General features: G+C 68.5%; 16 protein-coding genes and 1 pseudogene. 7 read left to right on the top strand and 10 right to left on the bottom strand.

All coding sequences use genetic code 11. From position 1 onward, the window contains the following. Positions 1–36: 36 nt before the first annotated feature. Positions 37–312, top strand: a pseudogene (locus QF032_RS05205) (transposase); the annotation flags it as partial. Between the two features lie 145 nt (positions 313–457). Here the strand turns inward: QF032_RS05205 and QF032_RS05200 are convergent. After that, positions 458–1,219: a cupin domain-containing protein gene (locus QF032_RS05200; protein WP_307060160.1), complete on the bottom strand. Its 762-nt coding sequence runs from the start codon at positions 1,217–1,219 to the stop codon at positions 458–460. A 76-nt stretch (positions 1,220–1,295) separates the two neighbouring features. On the opposite strand from QF032_RS05200, the gene QF032_RS05195 reads away from it, so the two are divergent. Next, positions 1,296–1,940 carry an SGNH/GDSL hydrolase family protein gene (locus QF032_RS05195; protein WP_307040461.1) on the top strand — a complete coding sequence of 215 codons (645 nt, stop codon included), beginning with the start codon at positions 1,296–1,298 and terminating at the stop codon, positions 1,938–1,940. Between the two features lie 74 nt (positions 1,941–2,014). Here the strand turns inward: QF032_RS05195 and QF032_RS05190 are convergent, their stop codons facing one another. From QF032_RS05190 to QF032_RS05180, 3 genes are all read right to left on the bottom strand, one after another. Further along, positions 2,015–4,285: a right-handed parallel beta-helix repeat-containing protein gene (locus QF032_RS05190; RefSeq protein WP_307055110.1), complete on the bottom strand. Its 2,271-nt coding sequence runs from the start codon at positions 4,283–4,285 to the stop codon at positions 2,015–2,017. Between the two features lie 470 nt (positions 4,286–4,755). Beyond that, the gene (locus QF032_RS05185; protein WP_307055108.1) at positions 4,756–7,236 is read right to left on the bottom strand and encodes an RICIN domain-containing protein; all 2,481 of its coding nucleotides are present in this window, start codon (positions 7,234–7,236) and stop codon (positions 4,756–4,758) included. Positions 7,237–7,594: 358 nt separating this feature from the next. Beyond that, on the bottom strand, positions 7,595–8,590 hold the full coding sequence (locus tag QF032_RS05180) for a LacI family DNA-binding transcriptional regulator (RefSeq protein ID WP_307055106.1): 996 nt from the start codon (positions 8,588–8,590) through the stop codon (positions 7,595–7,597). Between the two features lie 276 nt (positions 8,591–8,866). Between QF032_RS05180 and QF032_RS05175 the strand changes: the two genes are divergently transcribed. Both QF032_RS05175 and QF032_RS05170 read left to right on the top strand, forming a co-directional pair. Further along, complete coding sequence (locus QF032_RS05175) at positions 8,867–9,940, top strand: LacI family DNA-binding transcriptional regulator (protein WP_307055105.1); 1,074 nt, start codon at positions 8,867–8,869, stop codon at positions 9,938–9,940. A 268-nt stretch (positions 9,941–10,208) separates the two neighbouring features. Further along, a complete protein-coding gene (locus QF032_RS05170; RefSeq protein WP_307060567.1) occupies positions 10,209–10,655 on the top strand; it encodes a hypothetical protein in 447 nt (148 codons plus the stop codon). A gap of 24 nt (positions 10,656–10,679) precedes the next feature. Here QF032_RS05170 and QF032_RS05165 read toward each other — a convergent pair whose 3' ends face one another. Beyond that, positions 10,680–11,054: a winged helix-turn-helix transcriptional regulator gene (locus QF032_RS05165; protein WP_307040452.1), complete on the bottom strand. Its 375-nt coding sequence runs from the start codon at positions 11,052–11,054 to the stop codon at positions 10,680–10,682. 91 nt (positions 11,055–11,145) lie between these two features. Here QF032_RS05165 and QF032_RS05160 point away from each other — a divergent pair, with 91 nt between their 5' ends. The 3 genes from QF032_RS05160 to QF032_RS05150 all read left to right on the top strand — a co-directional run bounded on the left by QF032_RS05160 (position 11,146) and on the right by QF032_RS05150 (position 12,563). Beyond that, the gene (locus tag QF032_RS05160) at positions 11,146–11,958 is read left to right on the top strand and encodes an MBL fold metallo-hydrolase (RefSeq protein ID WP_307055014.1); all 813 of its coding nucleotides are present in this window, start codon (positions 11,146–11,148) and stop codon (positions 11,956–11,958) included. A 70-nt stretch (positions 11,959–12,028) separates the two neighbouring features. Further along, positions 12,029–12,160, top strand: a complete 132-nt coding sequence (locus QF032_RS05155; protein WP_307040256.1) for a hypothetical protein — start codon at positions 12,029–12,031, stop codon at positions 12,158–12,160. A 52-nt stretch (positions 12,161–12,212) separates the two neighbouring features. Next, positions 12,213–12,563 carry a YybH family protein gene (locus QF032_RS05150; protein WP_307040446.1) on the top strand — a complete coding sequence of 117 codons (351 nt, stop codon included), beginning with the start codon at positions 12,213–12,215 and terminating at the stop codon, positions 12,561–12,563. Positions 12,564–12,674: 111 nt separating this feature from the next. On the opposite strand, the gene QF032_RS05145 is transcribed toward QF032_RS05150, so the two are convergent. From QF032_RS05145 to QF032_RS05125, 5 genes are all read right to left on the bottom strand, one after another. Further along, positions 12,675–13,004, bottom strand: a complete 330-nt coding sequence (locus QF032_RS05145) for a hypothetical protein (RefSeq protein ID WP_307040444.1) — start codon at positions 13,002–13,004, stop codon at positions 12,675–12,677. A 515-nt stretch (positions 13,005–13,519) separates the two neighbouring features. Continuing rightward, complete coding sequence (locus QF032_RS05140; RefSeq protein WP_307055102.1) at positions 13,520–14,827, bottom strand: MFS transporter; 1,308 nt, start codon at positions 14,825–14,827, stop codon at positions 13,520–13,522. Positions 14,828–14,879: 52 nt separating this feature from the next. Beyond that, entirely contained in the window at positions 14,880–16,001 is a 1,122-nt protein-coding gene (locus QF032_RS05135; RefSeq protein WP_307040439.1) for an ArsR/SmtB family transcription factor, read from the bottom strand. Then, entirely contained in the window at positions 15,998–17,254 is a 1,257-nt protein-coding gene (locus QF032_RS05130) for a PucR family transcriptional regulator (protein ID WP_307055100.1), read from the bottom strand. The genes QF032_RS05135 and QF032_RS05130 overlap by 4 nt, the downstream gene beginning before the upstream one ends. A 38-nt stretch (positions 17,255–17,292) precedes the next feature. Beyond that, entirely contained in the window at positions 17,293–18,336 is a 1,044-nt protein-coding gene (locus QF032_RS05125) for an amidohydrolase family protein (RefSeq protein ID WP_307055098.1), read from the bottom strand. Position 18,337: the final 1 nt, after the last annotated feature.

Raw genomic sequence — 18,337 nt, 5'->3', positions numbered from 1 at the left:
CCGACTCTCGGTCCTTTTCGGGGGCAGGGTGGGGGTATGGACGCACATGAAGTCAACCGGGCTCGCGCGAAGTTGGCGTTATTCGTGGCTGATGTGTTCGGGCCGGTGCCGCGCAAGGATCAGCGGGCGAAGGGCGACTGCCATCTGCGGGGGCTCGCTGGACGGGCGGCGCAAATCCAGCCGATGGCGGAGCTGCTGGAAGACGGCAACGAGCAGAACCTGCAGCAGTTCGTGAACCGATCGACCTGGGATCCGCTGCCAATACGGCGGCGGATCGCGGAGCGGATGCTGCGGATGGATGGCGCTGATGCGGCGCGACGACGGCCTACGATCACCGATGTGGCGCGGCAGTCGGTTCGGCAGGTCACCCGCCTTCGATCACGACGCCCACCGGCAGCACAATACCTCGGGCGGTCCATCAACCGCTGAAGCAGTGACGTGACCCGCGGCGCCGGCATCAGTTCTCGTAGACGTCGAGTCGGCCGCACATCCCGAACTTCCCACAGGTAGCGGGCTGTTGAGATCTCACGATGGCATCAGCGAGGTGCGGGAACTCGCCCCGCTCCAGTGAGTCGAGCTGCACCCCGGTGGCCGCGGCGGAGGCCTCGGCGCCCCGGCGCCACCGCTCGCGCCACTCTTCGATACGCGGCCGTACGAGCGCGGCGGCGGCCCGGTGGAACGCTGCCAGGGTCTCGGGCCCCTCGGCCTCGCGCAGTGCCCGGTAGCCCTCCAGGGCGAGATCCCGCCGGGCCCGGGCGACGCGCTCCTGCTCCTCCTCGGGCGCGTCGGCCGGGATGACGGTGGCGCGTGCGTACGCCTCCGGATCGATCAGATACTCCGGGGGCAGCGTGAGGACGGCGTCCCCCGCCTCCGGCAGCCCGCTGTTCTGCATCAGGACGGTGATCCGCAGATCACCCTCGTTGACCAGTCGGTGGATGGTGCCCGGCGTGAACCAGGCGACCGTGCCGGCCTCGAGCGGGGTGACCTCGTATTCGGATGGGGTCAGCGTCTGCACGGCACCGCGTCCGCCGGTGACGACGTAGGCCTCGGAACACGCCAGGTGCATGTGAGGAGTGCCGCCGCACACCCCGTCGGCGGCAGGCCAGTCGTGCACCGACACATGTGAGATGGCGACGCCCCCAGGCAATCCTGGTTGGTTGCAGTCATGCGTGCGCATTCCATTTCGTGAGACAGTAAGCGCTTTCTGTTTCTCCTTAATTTACATGATGCTCACCCGTCGGGTTAATATTCTGCTTAAAATCGAACCTCGCTGGTAGAGATACAAGGAGGATTACGTGGACAGTGGGTTGGCGGGCAAGAGTGTTTACGCTTTCGGCGACAGCATTGTGTACGGACACGTGTATCCGCGCAGTTTTGCGGACATCGTCGCCGAGCAGGAGAGCATGACCCTCACCAAGTTCGCCCGAAATGGTGCCACCATCGGCACCGACCCACATGCCTCCGGTGGGCAAATACGTGCGCAGGTCGAGGATGCGCCCGACGTCGCGCCCGACTTCGTTATCTTCGACGGAGGCACCAACGATGCGCAGTCGATCTACCGGGATCGGGCGTACGACGTCGGCACCTACGTGGAAGCGCTGGAGAGGACGCTGAAGACGATGAAGCGGAAATGGCCGACCGCTCACACCGTGTACGTCGCAGCCCACAAACTCGGCTCGCGGAACTGGGACACTCAGATAGCCCTGCGCGAGGTGACCTTGCAGGCCTGTAGTCAGTGGGATGTCGCCATTGCCGACGTTTTCGGGGAGGCCGCGTTCGACACCCGCGATGATGCTCACCGGGCGAAATACACATTCGACGACCTGGTCGACGGTCTTCCTGGTACAGAGGGATCGGGAACGCACCCCAACGTGGCCGGTATGACCGCATTCTATGTGCCGGTGGTAGCCGCCGGACTGCAGCAGATTTCATCACGTTGATCGATGCGCGGAAATCAGGTCTGTCGGGCCGGCGCCAGCCCGACAGACCTGATTTTGTCTTTCCAGGGCCAATATTATTGGCCGTACGCGGGACCGCGCGCGATCCGGACGTCGTCCACGTGCACCGACCCTCGCTCACCCCCGTTCGAGTACCAGGCGATCTTCGCGATCCCCGGCATCGAGGTGCGGAACGTGGCGTCGGTCAGGATGCGCTCGCCGTCGATGTCCAGGTCGAAGCGCTGGTTCACGGTGTCCACGGTGAGCGTGATCCGGTACCACTTGCCGTTGGTGTACGTGCCGAGCACTGTGTCGGTGGTGCCCTGATAGGCGTGGATCTGGCCGCGGGCGAAGGCGACGCTGACGGCCTGGACGCCGCTGGAGTTGTATACGTACGGCAACCCGAACCAGCCGGCTTGCGTGTCGTTGCGCATCACCTGCGCGTCGATGGTCACCAGGCCCTGCATCGGGGTGCTGAAGAGCCGGGCGAGGTTGGTGCCGTCGGTGCCGCCGCCGTCGACGGTGCGGGTCAGCCGGACGCTCTTGTCGGTGGCGGACGGAGTCTCCACCACGGAGATGTCGTTGTTGGTGGAGATGACCCGCCAGCCGTTCGTCCCGTTGGTGAGCGTCCCGGTGGGCAGGCTGTCGAAGGTGTCTGTGAAGGCGATGTTGGGCGCTCCGCGTTCGAAGGCGCCGATCTCCGGAGCGCTTCCGAGCGGCACCGTAGCGCCGGCGAAGTCGAGGCCACCGTTGTTGACGACGGTGACACCGGCGTCGACGAAGGGGGACCCGGCCTGGAGTGCGAAGTTGGCCGCGGTGTCGAGTCTGGGACCGTTCTCGTCGCCGTAGGGTCCGGTGACGGCGGCGTTGACGAACAGCGGGTTGCCCTTCTTGGGCGTCGTTTCGGGCAGGCTGGACAGCGTGTCCGAGTACCCGTTGTTGGTGTAGATGATGCTCGACTCGAGCCTGAAGGTGGCGTCCTTTGTGGAGCCGAACAGGTTGTTGGTCAGCGTGGCCTTGCCGGGGCTGGTGACACCGCCGTCCACCATGGCCGCTGCCGCGGTGTTGTAGAAGGTGTTGTTGTAGATGTCCGCCGTCGTGCCGGCCGACTGCGACAGGTGAAGGGTCCATCTGCTGCTGCCCGTCACGACGTTGTAGCGCAGGATCACGCTGCCGAACTTGACTGCGGAGTTGCACGCGCACAGCAGGATGCCGTCGCCGTTGTCGTGGAGGTAGTTGTACTGGAACACCTGGTTGGTGGTGCCGATGTCGGGGTCCAGGGCGTTCTGGTCGGCGCCGCCCGAGGAGAGGTGGGTGCCCATGATCTCGTTGTGCTGGACGGTGACGTTGTCGGCCATGTTGGTCTCGACGCCGGAGACGCCGACCCGGTCGATCACGTTGCCTTCGATGAGTCCGCCGCGGACGCCGGTGAGGTAGATGCCGTTGCAGCCGTAGGGGGTGTTCGCCTGCGTGATGTAGTTGCCGCGGAACGTGACGTCGGTGTACGGGGTGTAGGCGGGGTCGGTGGCCGTGGCGCGCTTGCCCCAGCCGGTGTAGACGGCGCCGGGGGCGTCACCGGCGTACTGCTTCGTGACGATCCCGCTGAACGAGGTGTTCTTGATGGTGGAGTTCTCCACGGTGATGTCGTCGAGCACCGTGGGGGCGCCGGGCGCGGTGATGTCCTGCACGCTGGTGAGGAAGGCGATGCCGCCGGTGTCCTTCGAGCGGTCCCAGCCCTGCGCGAAGGAGATGCCCGGCTTGTTGTTGGCTGTGCTGCCGCCGACCCACTTGACCTCGCCGGTGACGTCGTGCACGTCGACCGAGTCGATCACGAAGTGGTGCAGGGTCTGGCCGTTGTCGCCGTGCACGCCGATGCCGCGGAAGTCGCCGAGCTTCGAACCGTCCGTCGTCCCCGTGGGCACCGCGTTGGATACGTCGAGGTTGCGGATCTCCCAGTACTGCTGGTTGTTCAGCCGCACCGCGTCGCCGACGGTCCCCTGACCGGCGATCTTCGGCTTGGCACCCGTCCCGTAGCTGTCGATGGAGATCGGGGAGCCGTCGACGCCGGACCCCTTCGGCCACAGTTGCCCGGTCCAGCTGTCACCGGCCTCGAAGCGAATGATGTCGCCGGGTTGGAACGTCGTCGCGTTGACCTTGGTCAGCGAGCGCCAAGGCGCGCTGCTGGTAGTGCCCGCGTTACTGTCGCTGCCGTTCGTGCTCACGTAGTAGGTGGTGCCCGCGGCGAAAGCCCGCTGCGCGGGGATGAGCACGATCGACGCGATCACGACGGCCAGCACGCACAGTACGGCGGCGGTCGATTGTGGCAGAAGTCTTCGATTGACGGTCATGGTCCTCTTCTTGTCGTCCGGGGTCTGGTGCTGGCTCCTGTCATGACGCCTGTGGGCGGGCCTGCGGGTAACGGCTCGGGGCCCGGACGGCCCCGGTCCGTGCGGTGGACGTACCAGCGAGTGCGCGACGACATCCGGGGGAGTCCGGGCGGACATGGCTCTTCGGCGGCCGGATCCTGCGGAAGTTCCGACACCTCGAACGCGGCGTGGCGCGAGTCCTCGTGGTCGCCGTTCTTCCGCCACCGCGGTTCGCCGAGAATCCTCATGTCTGCCTCTCCGGAATGTTCTGGAAAGCCTGCGGGAAAACGTATTCCGCTCAGGGTGCCCAGCGGTTGTCAAGTGCGTCAAGGCTTTGAGCGGGCCGGCTCTCGTGGGCCGGTCCGACACGCGCGCCGTCGCTTCCGGCGCCCGTCGGGGGCAGGCCCGGGGGTCGGGCCTGCCCCGCTCACGGTCTTTCGCTGCTCAGCCGGTCAGGCCACCTTCACCAGCTTCCACCGCTGGTTGCTGCTGCCGTTGGTGAACCACTGGTCGATGGGGGTGTTGTCGGTGGTCCCACCCTTGTACACGTCGGCCTTGTACCCGTTCGAGCGGGACTCGATGGTGTACGTGCCGCTGCCGGCCGGGACGATCAGCCACTGCTGGCTGACGCTCCCGCTGGGGGTCCCCACCTGCAACTGGGTGCCGGGCCAGGTGGATGCCGCGTTGATGTCGAGGGCCTTGCCGCTGGTGACACCCGTGACGGTGAGGTAGCCGCCGCTGGTGTAGGCCAGGTTCCACTGCTGGCTGCCGCTGTTCGCATCGGTCTTCTGGACAACGGGCGTGCCGTCGCTGGTTCCACCGTTGTAGACGGTGAGCACCTTGCCGCTGCTGAGGCTGACGATCTTGTAGGTGCCGGACAGGTCGCTGACCGGCTCGTGGGTGACGGAGAAGTTGGAGTACTCGACGGGGTAGTAGCCGGCCGTGCCCAGGCCGGCCAGGCCCGCGCCGTAGCTCGCGTCGGTGACCGTGCCGACGGTGTTTCCGTCGATCTTGGCCGTGATGGTGCTGTCCTGGAAGGTCAGGGAGAGCTTGTGCCAGGTACCCGTGCCGGGCGCGGTGACGGTACCGCTGGCGAGGGTGGTCCAGTTCCACGCGTTGTTGCCGGCGGTGTCGGTCTTCAGCAGCGACCAGGACCCGGTGTCGGACAGGCGCAGGTGATAGGCGTTCATCCCCCCGGCGCTGAACTTCGTCTGGGTGCCGACACGGCCCAGAAGCTCTGCGGAGCTGCCGCTCTTCTCCAGCAGTACATCGGAGCTGGCCGTGTAGTTGCTCCAGCCGACGTCGCCCATGAGGGTGTAGGGCTGGACGGCGTTCGAGGCCGGATACCACCAGACGATCGGCTTCTGTGGTGCGGTCTGGCGCAGGCACTGGCCGGTGCGGCCCCCGGTGCAGGGGGCGGCCTGGAACGCGCCGTTCATGGAGGCGAAGTACTTCGCCTCCTGCCCCGTGCTGTAGCCGGCGAAGGAGTCCGAGTACGGCATGACGAGCCGGTTGCGCGCGGGCGAGGTGACCGTGCCGGCACCCTGACCGGTGGTGGTGGTCACCGTGTAGACGTGACCGGGGTCCAGGGTGAGGCTGTACGTGCCGTTGGTGGCGGTCAGGTCACTGTTCTGCACCATACGCGGGGTGGCGCCGCCGGGCTGCGACAGGTCGGTGGACCACACGTGCAGGGCGCCGCCGGGCAGGCCGCCGGCCACGTTCAGGGTGACCGTCTGGGACGCGGTGGCGTCCATGGTCTCGAAGACCGTGCTCCAGGCGCTTTTGTCGGGCGCGGCGTAGCTGACGTAACTGCCGTTGGCACGGTCGCCGCCGAGGTAGCCGGAGGCGGTGTCGAGGTACTTCCAGCCGGGCGAGGTGAACTGCGTGGTCTGGGCGATGGACCAGGCGGTGCGGGAGACGCTGTAGGCGCCGGACCACGGCTGGTTGGCGGTGACCAGGCCCTGGTCGTGGAAGTAGAGGTTCTGGTAGTCGGCGGCCAGCAGGGGCCAGTTGATGTACGCGCTCAGCTTGGCGTCGAGGTAGCCGCGGTTGATGGCGCGGGCGACCGGGGCCGCTCCGGTTTCGGCGTTCTCCGAGCCGTTCTCGCTGGCCCAGAGCTGCTTGCCCAGCGACTGGGCGTCGGCGGAGGAGGAGCAGGTGGTCATCGCGGACGCGTACGTGCAGGGATAGTGCGCGCCGACGATGTCCACGGCGTTGTTCAGGGTGCTGTCGGTCTTCATGGCGGTGGCGATGTTCCAGTTGGTCTCATCGCTGCCGACCAGCTTGGTCGAGGTGTAGCCGTTCGCCGCCATGGCGGACTTGAGCTGCTCGTAGAAGCCGGCGTTGTACGTCTTCTCGTTCCGGCCGCCGATGTAGTCGATGGTCAGGCCGTGCTGTTTGGCGCAGCCCAGCCAGTCGATCAGGTAGTTGATCCCGTCCGTCGAGTAGAAGCTGCCGTTCCCGATCCAGCCGGGTGCGCCCCAGGCCAGGGCGAAGAGCTTGATGCCGGGATTACGGGCCTTGGCCTGCTCCATCATCCACCACTCGTAGCCCGCGTTGCAGTCGATCTCGCCCCTCGCGTGCTCGAAGCTGGCCTCGGAACCGTCGGTGGAGTTGGTGTCGCCGCCGATCTCGACCTTGAGGATCTGCAGGGCCGCGCCGTAACCGGGCTTGAACAGGTAGTCCAGCACCTGGCTGCGCTGGGTGGCCGGGTAGTCGACGAGGAGGCGGCTGTTGCCGCCGCCACCGCTGATCGCTCCGACACCGTCGAAGGTGCGGCCGCCGCTGGCGCCGTCCACGGTGATAGCCGTGTCGGTGGCGGCATACGCCGGCGACACTGCTCGCCCGGTCAGCAGGGCCAGTGCCATGAGTAGGGCGGCCAGGGCCGCCAACCGTCTGATGTGCCTGTCAGGCAGGCTCAAAGCATTGTGCACGGGGGCCTTCCTTGGGGGCGGTGCGGGTGTGTGACTTGCACTGAGACGCGGTCCTGGACCCTGTTGCGTGGGACCGCGCGTCCGGCAGGGGGGCCAAGCTGGGGAGGTCGTACTCGCATTGGGCTTGATCGGTCGACTGCGCATCGATCGCCACGGGGACGCCGAGGCAGCTCGGGCAACCGCTGGAGTTTGCGGAAAGCTCAGATGTCTGTACTCGGAAACGGTCGGGAAATCGTATTCCGCGCGGGCAGTGTGGCCGCCTGTGACCGAAGGCGTCAAGGGTTTGTGCAGGGGTTCCTGGAGGTCCTGCGTGCGTTGGCCCGGCCTCCACCGGGCCGCACCCCGGCTGAGTGGCGGTTCAGGCCACGCGGATCGTCGTGCTGTCGCGCACCACGACCTGGCCGCGCATCATCAAGTGCTCTTTTTCCGCACGAGCCCTGAGTGCGAGGCGGACCGCTTCGGCACCCGCCTGTGCCAGCGGCAACGACACGGTCGTCAGCCGCGGTGTCACGTCGGTCGCGAGTTCGATGTCGTCGAAACCGGTGAGCGAGACGTCCGCCGGCACCGCCACTCCGGCAGCCCGGAAGGCGGACATCGCACCGATGGCGATGGTGTCGTTGGCTGCGAGCACCGCATGGGACGGCTCCCGCCCTTCGGCGACCAGCCTCTGCGCCGCGTCGAATCCACCTTGGCGGCTCACCGCACCATGCGAGATCCGGATGTGTCGCTCCTCGACACCGCCGTCGCGGAGCCCGGCCATGAAGCCCGCGGTGCGGGCGGATACGTTCCCCCGCCCCCGGGCGCCGGCCAGGATCGTCACGTGCCGATGCCCCAACTCGGCGATGTGATGGGCGAGTTCCTTTGCCGAGCCGTAGTTGTCGAAGCTGATGGAGTCGAACGGCATGTCGGTGTCGCCGACGATCACCACCCGGCCGCCCTCGAGTTCGTAGCCGAGCAGCTCGTCGAGCAGGCGCCCGTCGAGCGCGTTCGCGTCGAGGCGGCTGGAGGTCAGGATGAGCGCACGGGGCCGGAGGGCACGCTGCAGCCGGACGGTTTCCAGCTGGCGCGTGGCGGTCCCGTGGGTCGACGAGACGGTCACGAACGCACCGGCGTCGCGCGCCCGCCGTTCCATCGCCGCGGCGGCCATGCCCATCGACGGGGTCGTGAGGTCGTCGCCGACGACCGCGATCGAGTCGTTCGCGCGCCGCATCGCCCGGGCCGAGGCGTCCGCGCTGTAGCGCAACGCAGCCGCAGCGGCGAGGACCCGCTGCCGGTATTCCGCCGCCACCGTCCGGGAACTGCCGCCCAGGACTCGTGACGCAGTCGGCACCGACACACCGGCAGCCGCCGCCACATCACGCAGAGTGACTGTAGGTCTGGCTGGATGAGGCATCGTGCCGTTCCCTCCCGCTTGACGAGGCGAGCCGCCGTGGACGGTATCCGAGAGAATATCCGTGGCCGGCCCTCTACGGGATACGGCCGGTTTCGCCGAAGTTTCGCCGATCGCGGTTCCGCAACGGCGCGCACCCAGGGCGACATATCCGAAGGCGCGAGCGTTCTGCCGTGGAGTGACCTTCCGTGATCACCCCGCACTCCCAGACGCTGTGCGGCTCGGTGCACAATATGCGGCATGGAAGATGGGTCGGCAGCGCCTCCTCCGCCCCCCAGCGGGAAGTTCGTGTCCGGGGAGCGCAAGGCGACCCTGCGTGATGTGGCGCGGGCGGCGGGCGTCTCGCAAGCCACCGCGTCGCGCGTGCTCAACGGCAGCGTCCGAAACGTCCAGCAGGAGAACGCCGCCCGTGTGCTCGCCGCAGCCGCTGAACTCGACTACACCCCGCACCTGTCCGCCCAGGCGATCGCGCGGGGCTCGACCAACACCGCCGCGCTGGTCGTCAACGGTGTCGACGACCCGTACTTCTCCTCCATCGCGGGAGGGGTGACGCAGGCGGCGGAGGCCGCCGGACTCATCGTCACCATGGCGGTCGCGGACCGCTCCCCCGAGCGGGAACTCCAGATCGTCAGAACCCTGCGCGGCATGCGGCCCCGCGCCATCATCCTGACCGGCAGCCGCATCGAGGGCACCGACACCCGCGCCCCCCTCATCGAGGAACTCGACGCCTACCGGGAAGCGGGCGGCAGCGTGGTTCTGATCAGTCGGCACGACCTGCCGTTCCACACCGTCAGCATCGACAACTACGGTGGAGCGCGGCAACTCGCCCGCGCACTGGTCGGCCTTGGCTACCGTCGGTTCGCGGTGGTCCGCGCAGGCGCCGGACTCAAGACGTCCCGTGACCGGTGCGACGGCTTCGTGGAGGGCCTGCGCGAGTTCAACATCGACGTGGACGAGCGGTACGTGGTCGAAGCCGAGTTCAGCCGCCGAGGCGGCTGTGCGGCCGCCCGCGAGCTCGTCCGGAGGGGCCTGGCCGGCGCCGAACTCGTCTTCGCCGTCAACGACGTCATGGCGATCGGCGTCATGACCGCCTTTCGCGACGCCGGGCTGGTCCCCGGCCAGGACGTCGCCGTCGCCGGCTTCGACGACATCGGCCCAGCGGTGGACGTCCACCCGGCGCTGACCACCGTGACCGTACCCCTGAACCAGGTCGGGCTCTTCGCGATGGAACTCGCGCTCTCCGACGACGATGCCCCGCGGATCGTACCGGTCTCCACGAACGTCGTCCTGCGGGACAGCACACCCCGTCGATGACACGCCTTCGGGTTGGTCGTCGGCGCTTCCGGGACACGCGGCGGCGGGAACGGCCGGCTCCCCTGGGCGTTCAGTCCGCACGTTACGCGCGGCGTCACCATCGTCGACACCACCTCCGACGAACTCGGTGAGCAGGCATACGCAGACCACGATCTCGCTGGGCAGACGTCTCAACGGTCAGGTCCACGGACGTGGTGTACGGCGGTTCGTTGAGGCTGTCGCTCAGTCGGGGAAACGAGACACAGCGCGGAGCGCTCATCTTCCGGCCGTGCCCGCTCGCACCACGCCGAACGTTCTCGGCCTTGAGTCGCTTGATCTCCGCGGCCTCCTCGAAGGTGGCGCCAGGCCGTTGCCCGCCGACCTGGGATCTACGGACCCAGGTCTGCACCGTTTCGGCCCGCACGTACCCCAAGCCACCCACCGCATTGGCAAGAAGCTCAGCAAGCTGCGCTCGGTCACGTTCAGCTTCAAGGTGACCGTCCCCTCCAGCGGTGCGTACACGACGGCGTACGGCATCTGGGACCCCAACAACAGGTACGAGATCATGCTCTGGATGAACAAGACCGGCCCCGTCGGCCCTCTGCGCAGCTCGCAAGGCCCGGCCCCCGTCGGTGGCAGCACATCTACCGTGAGTGACAGCGAGCCGTATCGAGTCCTGGGTTCCGCACGCGGTTCGTGCTGGTCAGGGCGCTCGCTCACGGCAGAAGCACGGTGACGTGTGCACTCCGAGTCTGACTTTTCAGGGTGTCGGGTGGGTGGTGTGGGTGTGTCGGTGGTGGGCGTAGTCGCTGGTGTGTTCTTCGGCCCAGTTCTGCAGGTGTTGCAGTGCGGGGGTGGCGTCGCGGGCGAGGTCGGTCAGGGCGTACTGCACCGTCGGTGGGCGGTCGGCGTGCACGGTGCGGGTGATCAGTCCGCCGGTTTCGAGGTCGCGCAGGGTCTGCGCGAGCATTTTGTCGCTGACGCCGCCGGCCCGACGGCGCAGCTCGGACCAGCGTTGCGGGCCGTCCATGAGGTCGACCAGGACCAGGGCGGCCCACCGGGCGGTGACCAGGTCGAACAGCTGCCTGCCGGGGCAGGCCGGATTACGGACGTTGCCGCGCGTGCTTTCCTGCACGTGCTCACCTCACCTAAAGGTATGTACTTCCCCATAGGAAGTAACTCGGTCAGAGTGAGGGGACCAACCCCTGATCGTCAAGGAGTAACCCGTGGCAACCGACGACGCCGTGACCCGCGCCGTGAACAACGTGACGGTGCTCGGCGGCCCCACCGCGCTGATCCGCCTGGCCGGCTGGACGCTGCTGACCGACCCGACCTTCGACGCCGCCGGCACCGAGTACCAGGACGGCCCGGTTTCGGTGCGCAAGACCGCCGACCCGGCGCTGAAGCCCTCGCAACTGCCCGCTCTCGACGCCGTCGTGGTCAGCCACACCGGGCATCTGGACAACCTCGACACCGCCGGGCGTGCGGTGGCCTCCGCTGCCTCGCAGGTGTTCACCACCGTCGCCGGCGCCACCGATCTGGGGGGTGCGGCCGTCGGCCTGGAGCCCTGGCAGACTAGGACCCTGTCGACGCCGGGCCGTACGCCGCTGAACATCACCGCGGTCCCCGCCCGCCACGGTCCCGTCGGCACCGAGGAACTCACCGGCCCGGTCACCGGCTTCCTCCTGCACACCGACGACGGCTCCACGCCGAGCGTGTACGTCTCCGGTGACACCGTCGACCTGGACGCGATGAGCGCCCTGGCCGGCCGGTACCGCGTCGACGTGGCGCTGCTGCACCTGGGCGCGGCCGGATTCGAGGCATTCGGTGACGTTCGGCTGTCGCTGACCGCGGTCCAGGCCGTCGAGGCCCGCCGCCTGCTCGGTGACCCCCTCGTGGTGGCCGTGCACGCCGAGGGCTGGGCGCACTACACCGAGGACCGCGGCCACGTCCAGCAGACCTTCGAGACGGCCGGCGTCCCCCTGCACTGGCCCACCCTGGGCGAGCCCCTCACCCTGCCCGACCCGCACACCCGCTGACACCTCACCCAGGGCCGCTGCCGGCACACCAACCCGCTCCTCCTGTGCCGCCGCAGACGCGGGAGCGGCTGTGGTCACCGCACCGTACGAGGGCCTCGCCACCGTGCCGGACAAGATCATCAGCGCGCATGACAGCGCCCGGCAGCTTGTGGGGCTGACGCCGCGCACCACCGGTCAATGGCTCACGCAGATCGGCCTGTAGCCGACCGGCCCGTCCGCAACGAAGAAACGAATAGAAAAGAAGAGGAAAGAACATGAAGCCGGAAGTTGTGCACGAGCGCTTCGCCCAGTACCTCAAGGACCGGGACCTCGACGGACTGGGTTCCCTGTTCGCCGAAGACGCCATGTTCGTACCGGGACCGGGGCAGGAGCCGGTCTACGGCAGGGAAGGCATCAAGGAAGCGCTGAAGCCCTACCTCGCCTCGCCCAGCACTATGGAGGTGGTGGCCGCGTCGGTCCATCAGAACGGCGACCTGGCGATGGTTCAGCCGTCCTGGCGGATCACGAGCGAAGACGGCATCGTGGAGGGGAAGGCGGTCGAGGTGATGAAGAGGACGAGCGAGGGGGACTGGGTCTACATCATCGACAACCCCTACGGCGTCTGATTCTCGTCATCCCGGCATCACCCTCGGGCGACCGAGCCTCGCCACGGCAGCGACGGCCGCATCGACTTTCACGATGCGGCCCCCGCTTGCTTTCCGGCGTCGATGCCACGGTCATGATCCGGTGTGGTACGGGCGCGGTCGGCCGGTGAGGTTGCGCAGGTCTTCGACGTGGCGTTGCGCGGTGAAGGCACCGCTGCCGGTGGCGAACAGGTCGCGGAACCACCCCTCATCGTCTCCCACAGCATGGGCGCACTCGCGACCATGAAGTACGTCGAGAACCACCGGCACGCGGGGGTAGCGCTGCTGACGCCCGGCCTCCCCGTTGAGACGGAGCCCGAAACGATCGAGATGCCCATCGATTTCACTCAGATGTGGCGTCCGCCGTTCGAGTCGGCAAAGGAAGGCCGCAGAGTCCCCGGTGGCGGCGTCCCGGCTCAGCACGGACTGGAACGTTCCGATCGATCCGGTGAAAATCTCGGGGCCGCTCCTCGTCCTCGGGGCGGAGCACGACCTCTTGTCCGATCCAGCCTGTGTTCACCGGCTGGCCCGGATGCTGGGCGCGGACTACCACTACCCGGCTGACTTCGGTCATGGCGTCACCCTCCACCCGCGGTGGGCGGAGATCGCGGAGATCACGCACCGCTGGCTCTGCAAGAACACTGGTGAAGGGGCAACTGGCCCCCGTCCGTAGTGGAAAACCGTTGACCGGAAAAGCAGTGCGCGGTTGCCGGTGGCGCGTAGCCGGCTGCCTTCGTGGCGGCCGGATCCGCGATGGGGTGCGTGGGCATGATTGCGCGTAGAAGTCCTTTCAGAGCCTCTCGCTGTCAGCAGTGGGAATACCGCTCGTAGGCTGGGCAGAGGCCCGGTCGCCTGTGGTGACGAGCGGAAAGTTCGTCACCACAGCGGCCGCCCGGCCGAGTACGCCAAGACCCCGCAGGGATCGCGCGTGCCTGCTATCACAAACGTGGCCACGTAGGGCTGGGCGGAGATTCGCAGGTTGTATCTGGCCGAGCAGTTGCCGATCCGGGCGATCGCGAGGCACCTGGGGAGTTTCCTCTGTCCCTGCCTGGATCGGTGCGGTGCCGGTCGGCCCGGGAGACGGCGTTGAGAACGACAGCGGCGGCGATGGCGAGTGCCATGAGCGCTGCGCTGGAGACGACGAAGGCGGGGCCGACGCCGATCCGGCCGATGACGCCGGAGGCCAGGAACGGCGACACCGCCAGGGCGCCCGCGACGCCTGCCTCCCACAGGCCCAGGGCCTTGGCGAGGTGGGCCTCGGGAATGCGTTGCTGGACCAGCGCGATCAGCGGGATGTCGGTCAGGGCGGAGGCGAGTCCGGTGACGATGAGGAGCACGGCGATCGCCGCGGTCGAGTGGACCAGGCCCAGAGGAAGACGGAAGGCGCCGAGCAGCCCCCACGCCAGGACCGCGGTCACGGCGAGGCGGGGCAGAGGCAGCTTGGTGAGCACCAGCGCGCCGGCGATCTCGGCGAGGCCGGCGATGCCCAGCAGGAGCCCGTACGGACCACCCTGGCCGACCAGGGCGACGAGACCGACGGCCAGGAAGCCACTGGCCACGGCGAGCGCGAACACGAAGGTCGTGATGACGACCAGCACATCGGGGGCCGAGCGTATGGCTGCGAGGCCCTCGGCGAGGTCCGTTCCCAGCCCTCGGCGAGGCCCCTCCGGCGCAGGGTGGGGGACACGCAGGGCGGCCACGGCCGCGGCGGAGACCAGGAACGTCAGCACGTCCAGCGCCAGGACCGCGGGGAAGGACGCGTAGGTGAGCAGCGGGGTGAGCAGCAGCGGCCCGACGAAGAAGGCGGCTCGGAAGGCGACCTGCAGGATGCCGTTGGCCTGCTGCAGACGCTCGGCCGGCACGATCTGCGGCACGATGGCGTTGCGGGCCGGGGCGAACGGAGCGCCGATCAGCGCCAGCAGGGCCGTTCCCAGCACCAGGACCGTCAGGTCCCGCACCCCCGCGAGCAGCATGGCGGCCCCGGCAGCCACCACGGCGGCGCGGGCTAGATCGGTGCCGATCATCAGGCGTCTTCGGTCGTAGCGGTCCGCGTAGGAGGCGGCGACGAAGGTGGCCAGGAACGCCGGGGCATAGGCGGCCACGGTGACGAGTGCGACCGCCGACGGGTCGTGGGTGAGGGCCCAGGCCTGCCAGGCGACGGCGGCGGTGTACAGGCCGTCACCGAGGCGGGATACGCCCTGGCCGACGAAGAGCAGGATCAGATTTCGGTCGTTGAGAAGCGGCATGCCGCAACTGTGGGCGTCGGTGAATTCACTGTTCAACTTATTCGTCGAAACGCTAATCAAGCGTCGGCGGGGCGCTGTTCTCGCCGAGAAAGCCTTCCAGGCCGGGCGCGAGCTCGGCCACTTTCCGGGGTACGAGCCGGTACAGGACGTAGTAGCCCTGGCGGCAGCGCTCCAGCAGTCCCGCCTCGGCGAGCACCCGCAGGTGCTTGGACAGGGCGGCCTCGCTGACCCCGACGAGCGGGGCGAGTTCCTGGGTGCTGCGGGGCCGCTCGGCGATCAGGCGCAGCGCCCGCAGGCGGGTGTCGTCCGCCAACGCTCTCAGGACGCCGACCAGTTGGGCCGGGGGGATGCGCGGACGGGCCTCCCGCACGATGGAGGAGGCGGGGAAGACCAGTCCGAGAGGCCACGGGCCGTCGCAGTTGACGCGGATGTGCGGCCATACGAAGGCGCTGGGTACCAGGGCGAGTTGTTCGTGCGGGCCGATGGCGACCTGATGGTCGTGCGGCCGCTCCAGCCAGAACCTTCCGGCCACGGGATCACATCGCACCTCGGGCCACAACGCGCGCAGCATGCCGTACAGGCCGTGCTCGGCGATCTGCCGGCCGGCCTCCGTGACGCTGTCGGCCAGTTCCGGCTCGATTCTGCGCCACTCCTCGGCGAACGCCTCCTCCCAGTAGCCTTCCAGCAGCCGCAGGAAGCGCTCCAGAAGGGCGCCCGGGTCGTCGAGCAGCAGCGTGGCCAGCGTCTCTCCGCAGACGGCTGCCGCCTGTTCGGACAGCCGGCGGCGCACGACCGGCTCAGCGAGCACGTCGGGGTCCCTGACCGGGCCGTCCGCCGGCCAGGGGGTGAGCAGGGGCAGGGCGAACTCCAGACGGGCCAGCTCCGGGTCGATCCTCCGCAGGCGCTCCAGTTCATCGGCGAAGTCGAGCAGCTCGCCCGTCGGCGAGGGGAAGAAGAACTCCGGGAAGTAGGACCGGAAAGCGAACGAGAACGCGTCGATCTCGCGTTTCAGCGCCGGCGGGAGTCGGCGCATCGCCCTCACCCACGGGTGCTGGACCGGGTGGTGTTTGGGTTCCACGAGGACGTGCAGGCTCAGAACCGCCTCCAGGGCGGGCGAATAGGAGAAGCCCACCAGTTCCGTGGCGGTGGCCGGGACACGGAATTCGATCGTCATGGTCCGCCCGTCCGGTCCAGGTCGCGCAGGCGCAGGTGCAGCTCCGCCAGGAAACGCGTCTGCGCGTCGCGCGGGTCGAAACCGCTGAGCTCACGGATGCGTTGCAGGCGGTAGCGGAAGGTGTTCGGGTGCAGATGCAGTTGCGCGGCCGCGGCGTTGGTGTCGCCGAAATGGTCCAGGTAGCAGCGCAGGGTCGCCAGGAGCTGGGTGCGGTGCTGCCGGTCGTGGCGTTCCAGGAGGGATACGGCGCCGCCCAGTATCTCGTCGTCCTGGCGGAGGGCTCCGCGCAGACGGGAGAGCGCGTACAGAAGCTGGACATCCTCGAAGGAGGCCACACGGGGAGCTGCCGGGTACTGCTGTTGCAGTCCGGTGACCCGGTCGGCCTGGGACCGGGCGGCCGGGATCCGGCCGGGATCCCCGACGCCGGTACTGACGGCCAGCACGATGCGCTCGCGTAGTGCCGCGCGGTCCCACAGGTCCCGGGCGATCTTCAGGGAGCGGCCCATGGCTTCGGCGTCGTCCGTGGACTCCGGCCACAGCAGCACCGCGTAGGTGGCGTGATCGTGCCGTGCGATGAAGGAGCGAGGGTGCGCTGTCGTCAGGTACAGACGCAGGACGTCCGACGGGATCTCGGCGAACGCCGTATCGTGCGCCGGCCGGCACGACGCGGCGGCGAGCACGGTGACCTTGGCGTCCGGCAGCCCCAACCGGCCCGCGGCCTGTTCGGCGGCCTCGGTACCGAGCAGGACGGCCCGCAGGTCGTCCTGCTCGGTGGCGCCCTGGCCGCCCGAGCGGCTCATACGGACGGCGATCGCCTGTGCGGCGGCGCGAAAGTGGGCCGCCTGCCGCGAGTCGAAGGGAGTCTCCGTACTGGCCCACAGATAGCCCAGATGCGGACCGTCGTGCTGGACCCGGCAGGCCATCCGGGGCTTGGCCTGGTCGGAGGCCGGCTCCAGGAAGACGGGTTCCGGGGAGCTGATCAGGCGGGCGATGTCCCCCCGCGAGCGCAGCACCTCGACGAGCCAGGGCTGGGCCTGCCGCTCGAGGATCCCGGAGACCCGTTCCTCGTCGGCGGCGTGCTGCCCTCTCGACCAGGCCAGGACACGGAAGTCGGTGTCCTCCAGGACGATGGGCACGTGAAGGAGTTCCCCGGCCGCGTCGATGATCGAGAAAAGGTCTTCCCGCTGACCGGCGGCCGCGGTCTCGGGTTCCGGCTGGAACATCACACCCACCTCCCCGGCTCCGACAGCCATGCTAGGCGGCACCTGCGCGGCACCATGTGCGGCTCTGGTCAGCCGACGAGCCCGAGGAAGCGCTCGGCGTTGCCCCGGTGGATCAGCGCCTTCTCCTCGGGGGTGAGAAAGGCACTGGCGCGTACCACCTGGCCGACGGGCCGTTCCCCCAACGGGTAGGGATAGTCACTGCCGACCATGACCTGCCGCGGGCCGTAGGTGTCCACCAGCAGACGCAGGGCGCGGGGGTCGAACACGACGGAGTCGACATGGAACCGGCCGGTGTAGTGCGAGGGCGGGTGCTGGGAGGTGCCGACCACGTCGGGGCGGCCCCGCCAGGCGTTGTCCATGCGGCCGAGCCAGAAGGCGAAGGATCCCCCGCCGTGCGCGAAGCAGATCCTCAGCCGGTCGTCGATGCGGTCGAAGACCCCGCCGAGGACCATCGCCAGCAGCGACAGATGGGTCTCGGCGGGCATGGCGGTCAGCCATCGCGCCATCCAGCGGCGCAGGCGCGGTGAGTCGTCCATGTCCCAGGGGTGGACGAAGACCGGGACCTCCAGCTGTGCGCAGTGCTGCAGGAAGGTGACGATGCCCTCGCTGTCCAGGTCTCGGTCACCGACGTGGTTGCCGATCTCCACTCCGCGGTGTCCGTTGGCCAGGCAGCGTTCCAGTTCGCGGCAGGCCGCGTCGGTGTCCTGCAGGGGCACCTGGCAGAAGGGGATGAGGCGGTCGGGTGCCGGGGCGACGATGTCCAGGGCCAGGTCGTTGAAGATCCGTGCGATGCGGGCCGCCTCCGCGCCGCTGCGGCCGTAGTGGAAGAAGGCCGGCGTCGGTGAGACGACCTGCCTGCCGATGCCGTCGGCGTCCATGTCCTTCAGGCGGGTCTCCGCGTCCCAGCACTGCGCGCCGATCCGGCGGAACTCCTGCGACCCGAGCATGATCATGGCATCGGTCTCCGACTCGATGCGCAGCCAGGGGGCGAGGGGGCCGGCGTCCGCGCGGAGGTCGGGCCATCCCTGGGGGACGTAGTGGGTGTGGATGTCGATCGTGTCGTACCCGGCCTCGCGCTGTGGCGGGTCCGCTGTCGGGTCGTGGTCGTGCACC

The sequence above is a fragment of the Streptomyces achromogenes genome (assembly GCF_030816715.1).
Taxonomy (GTDB): Bacteria; Actinomycetota; Actinomycetes; order Streptomycetales; family Streptomycetaceae; genus Streptomyces; species Streptomyces achromogenes_A.
Note: the sequence above shows the minus strand (reverse complement) of the source record. Positions and strands in the feature narration are given on the sequence as shown.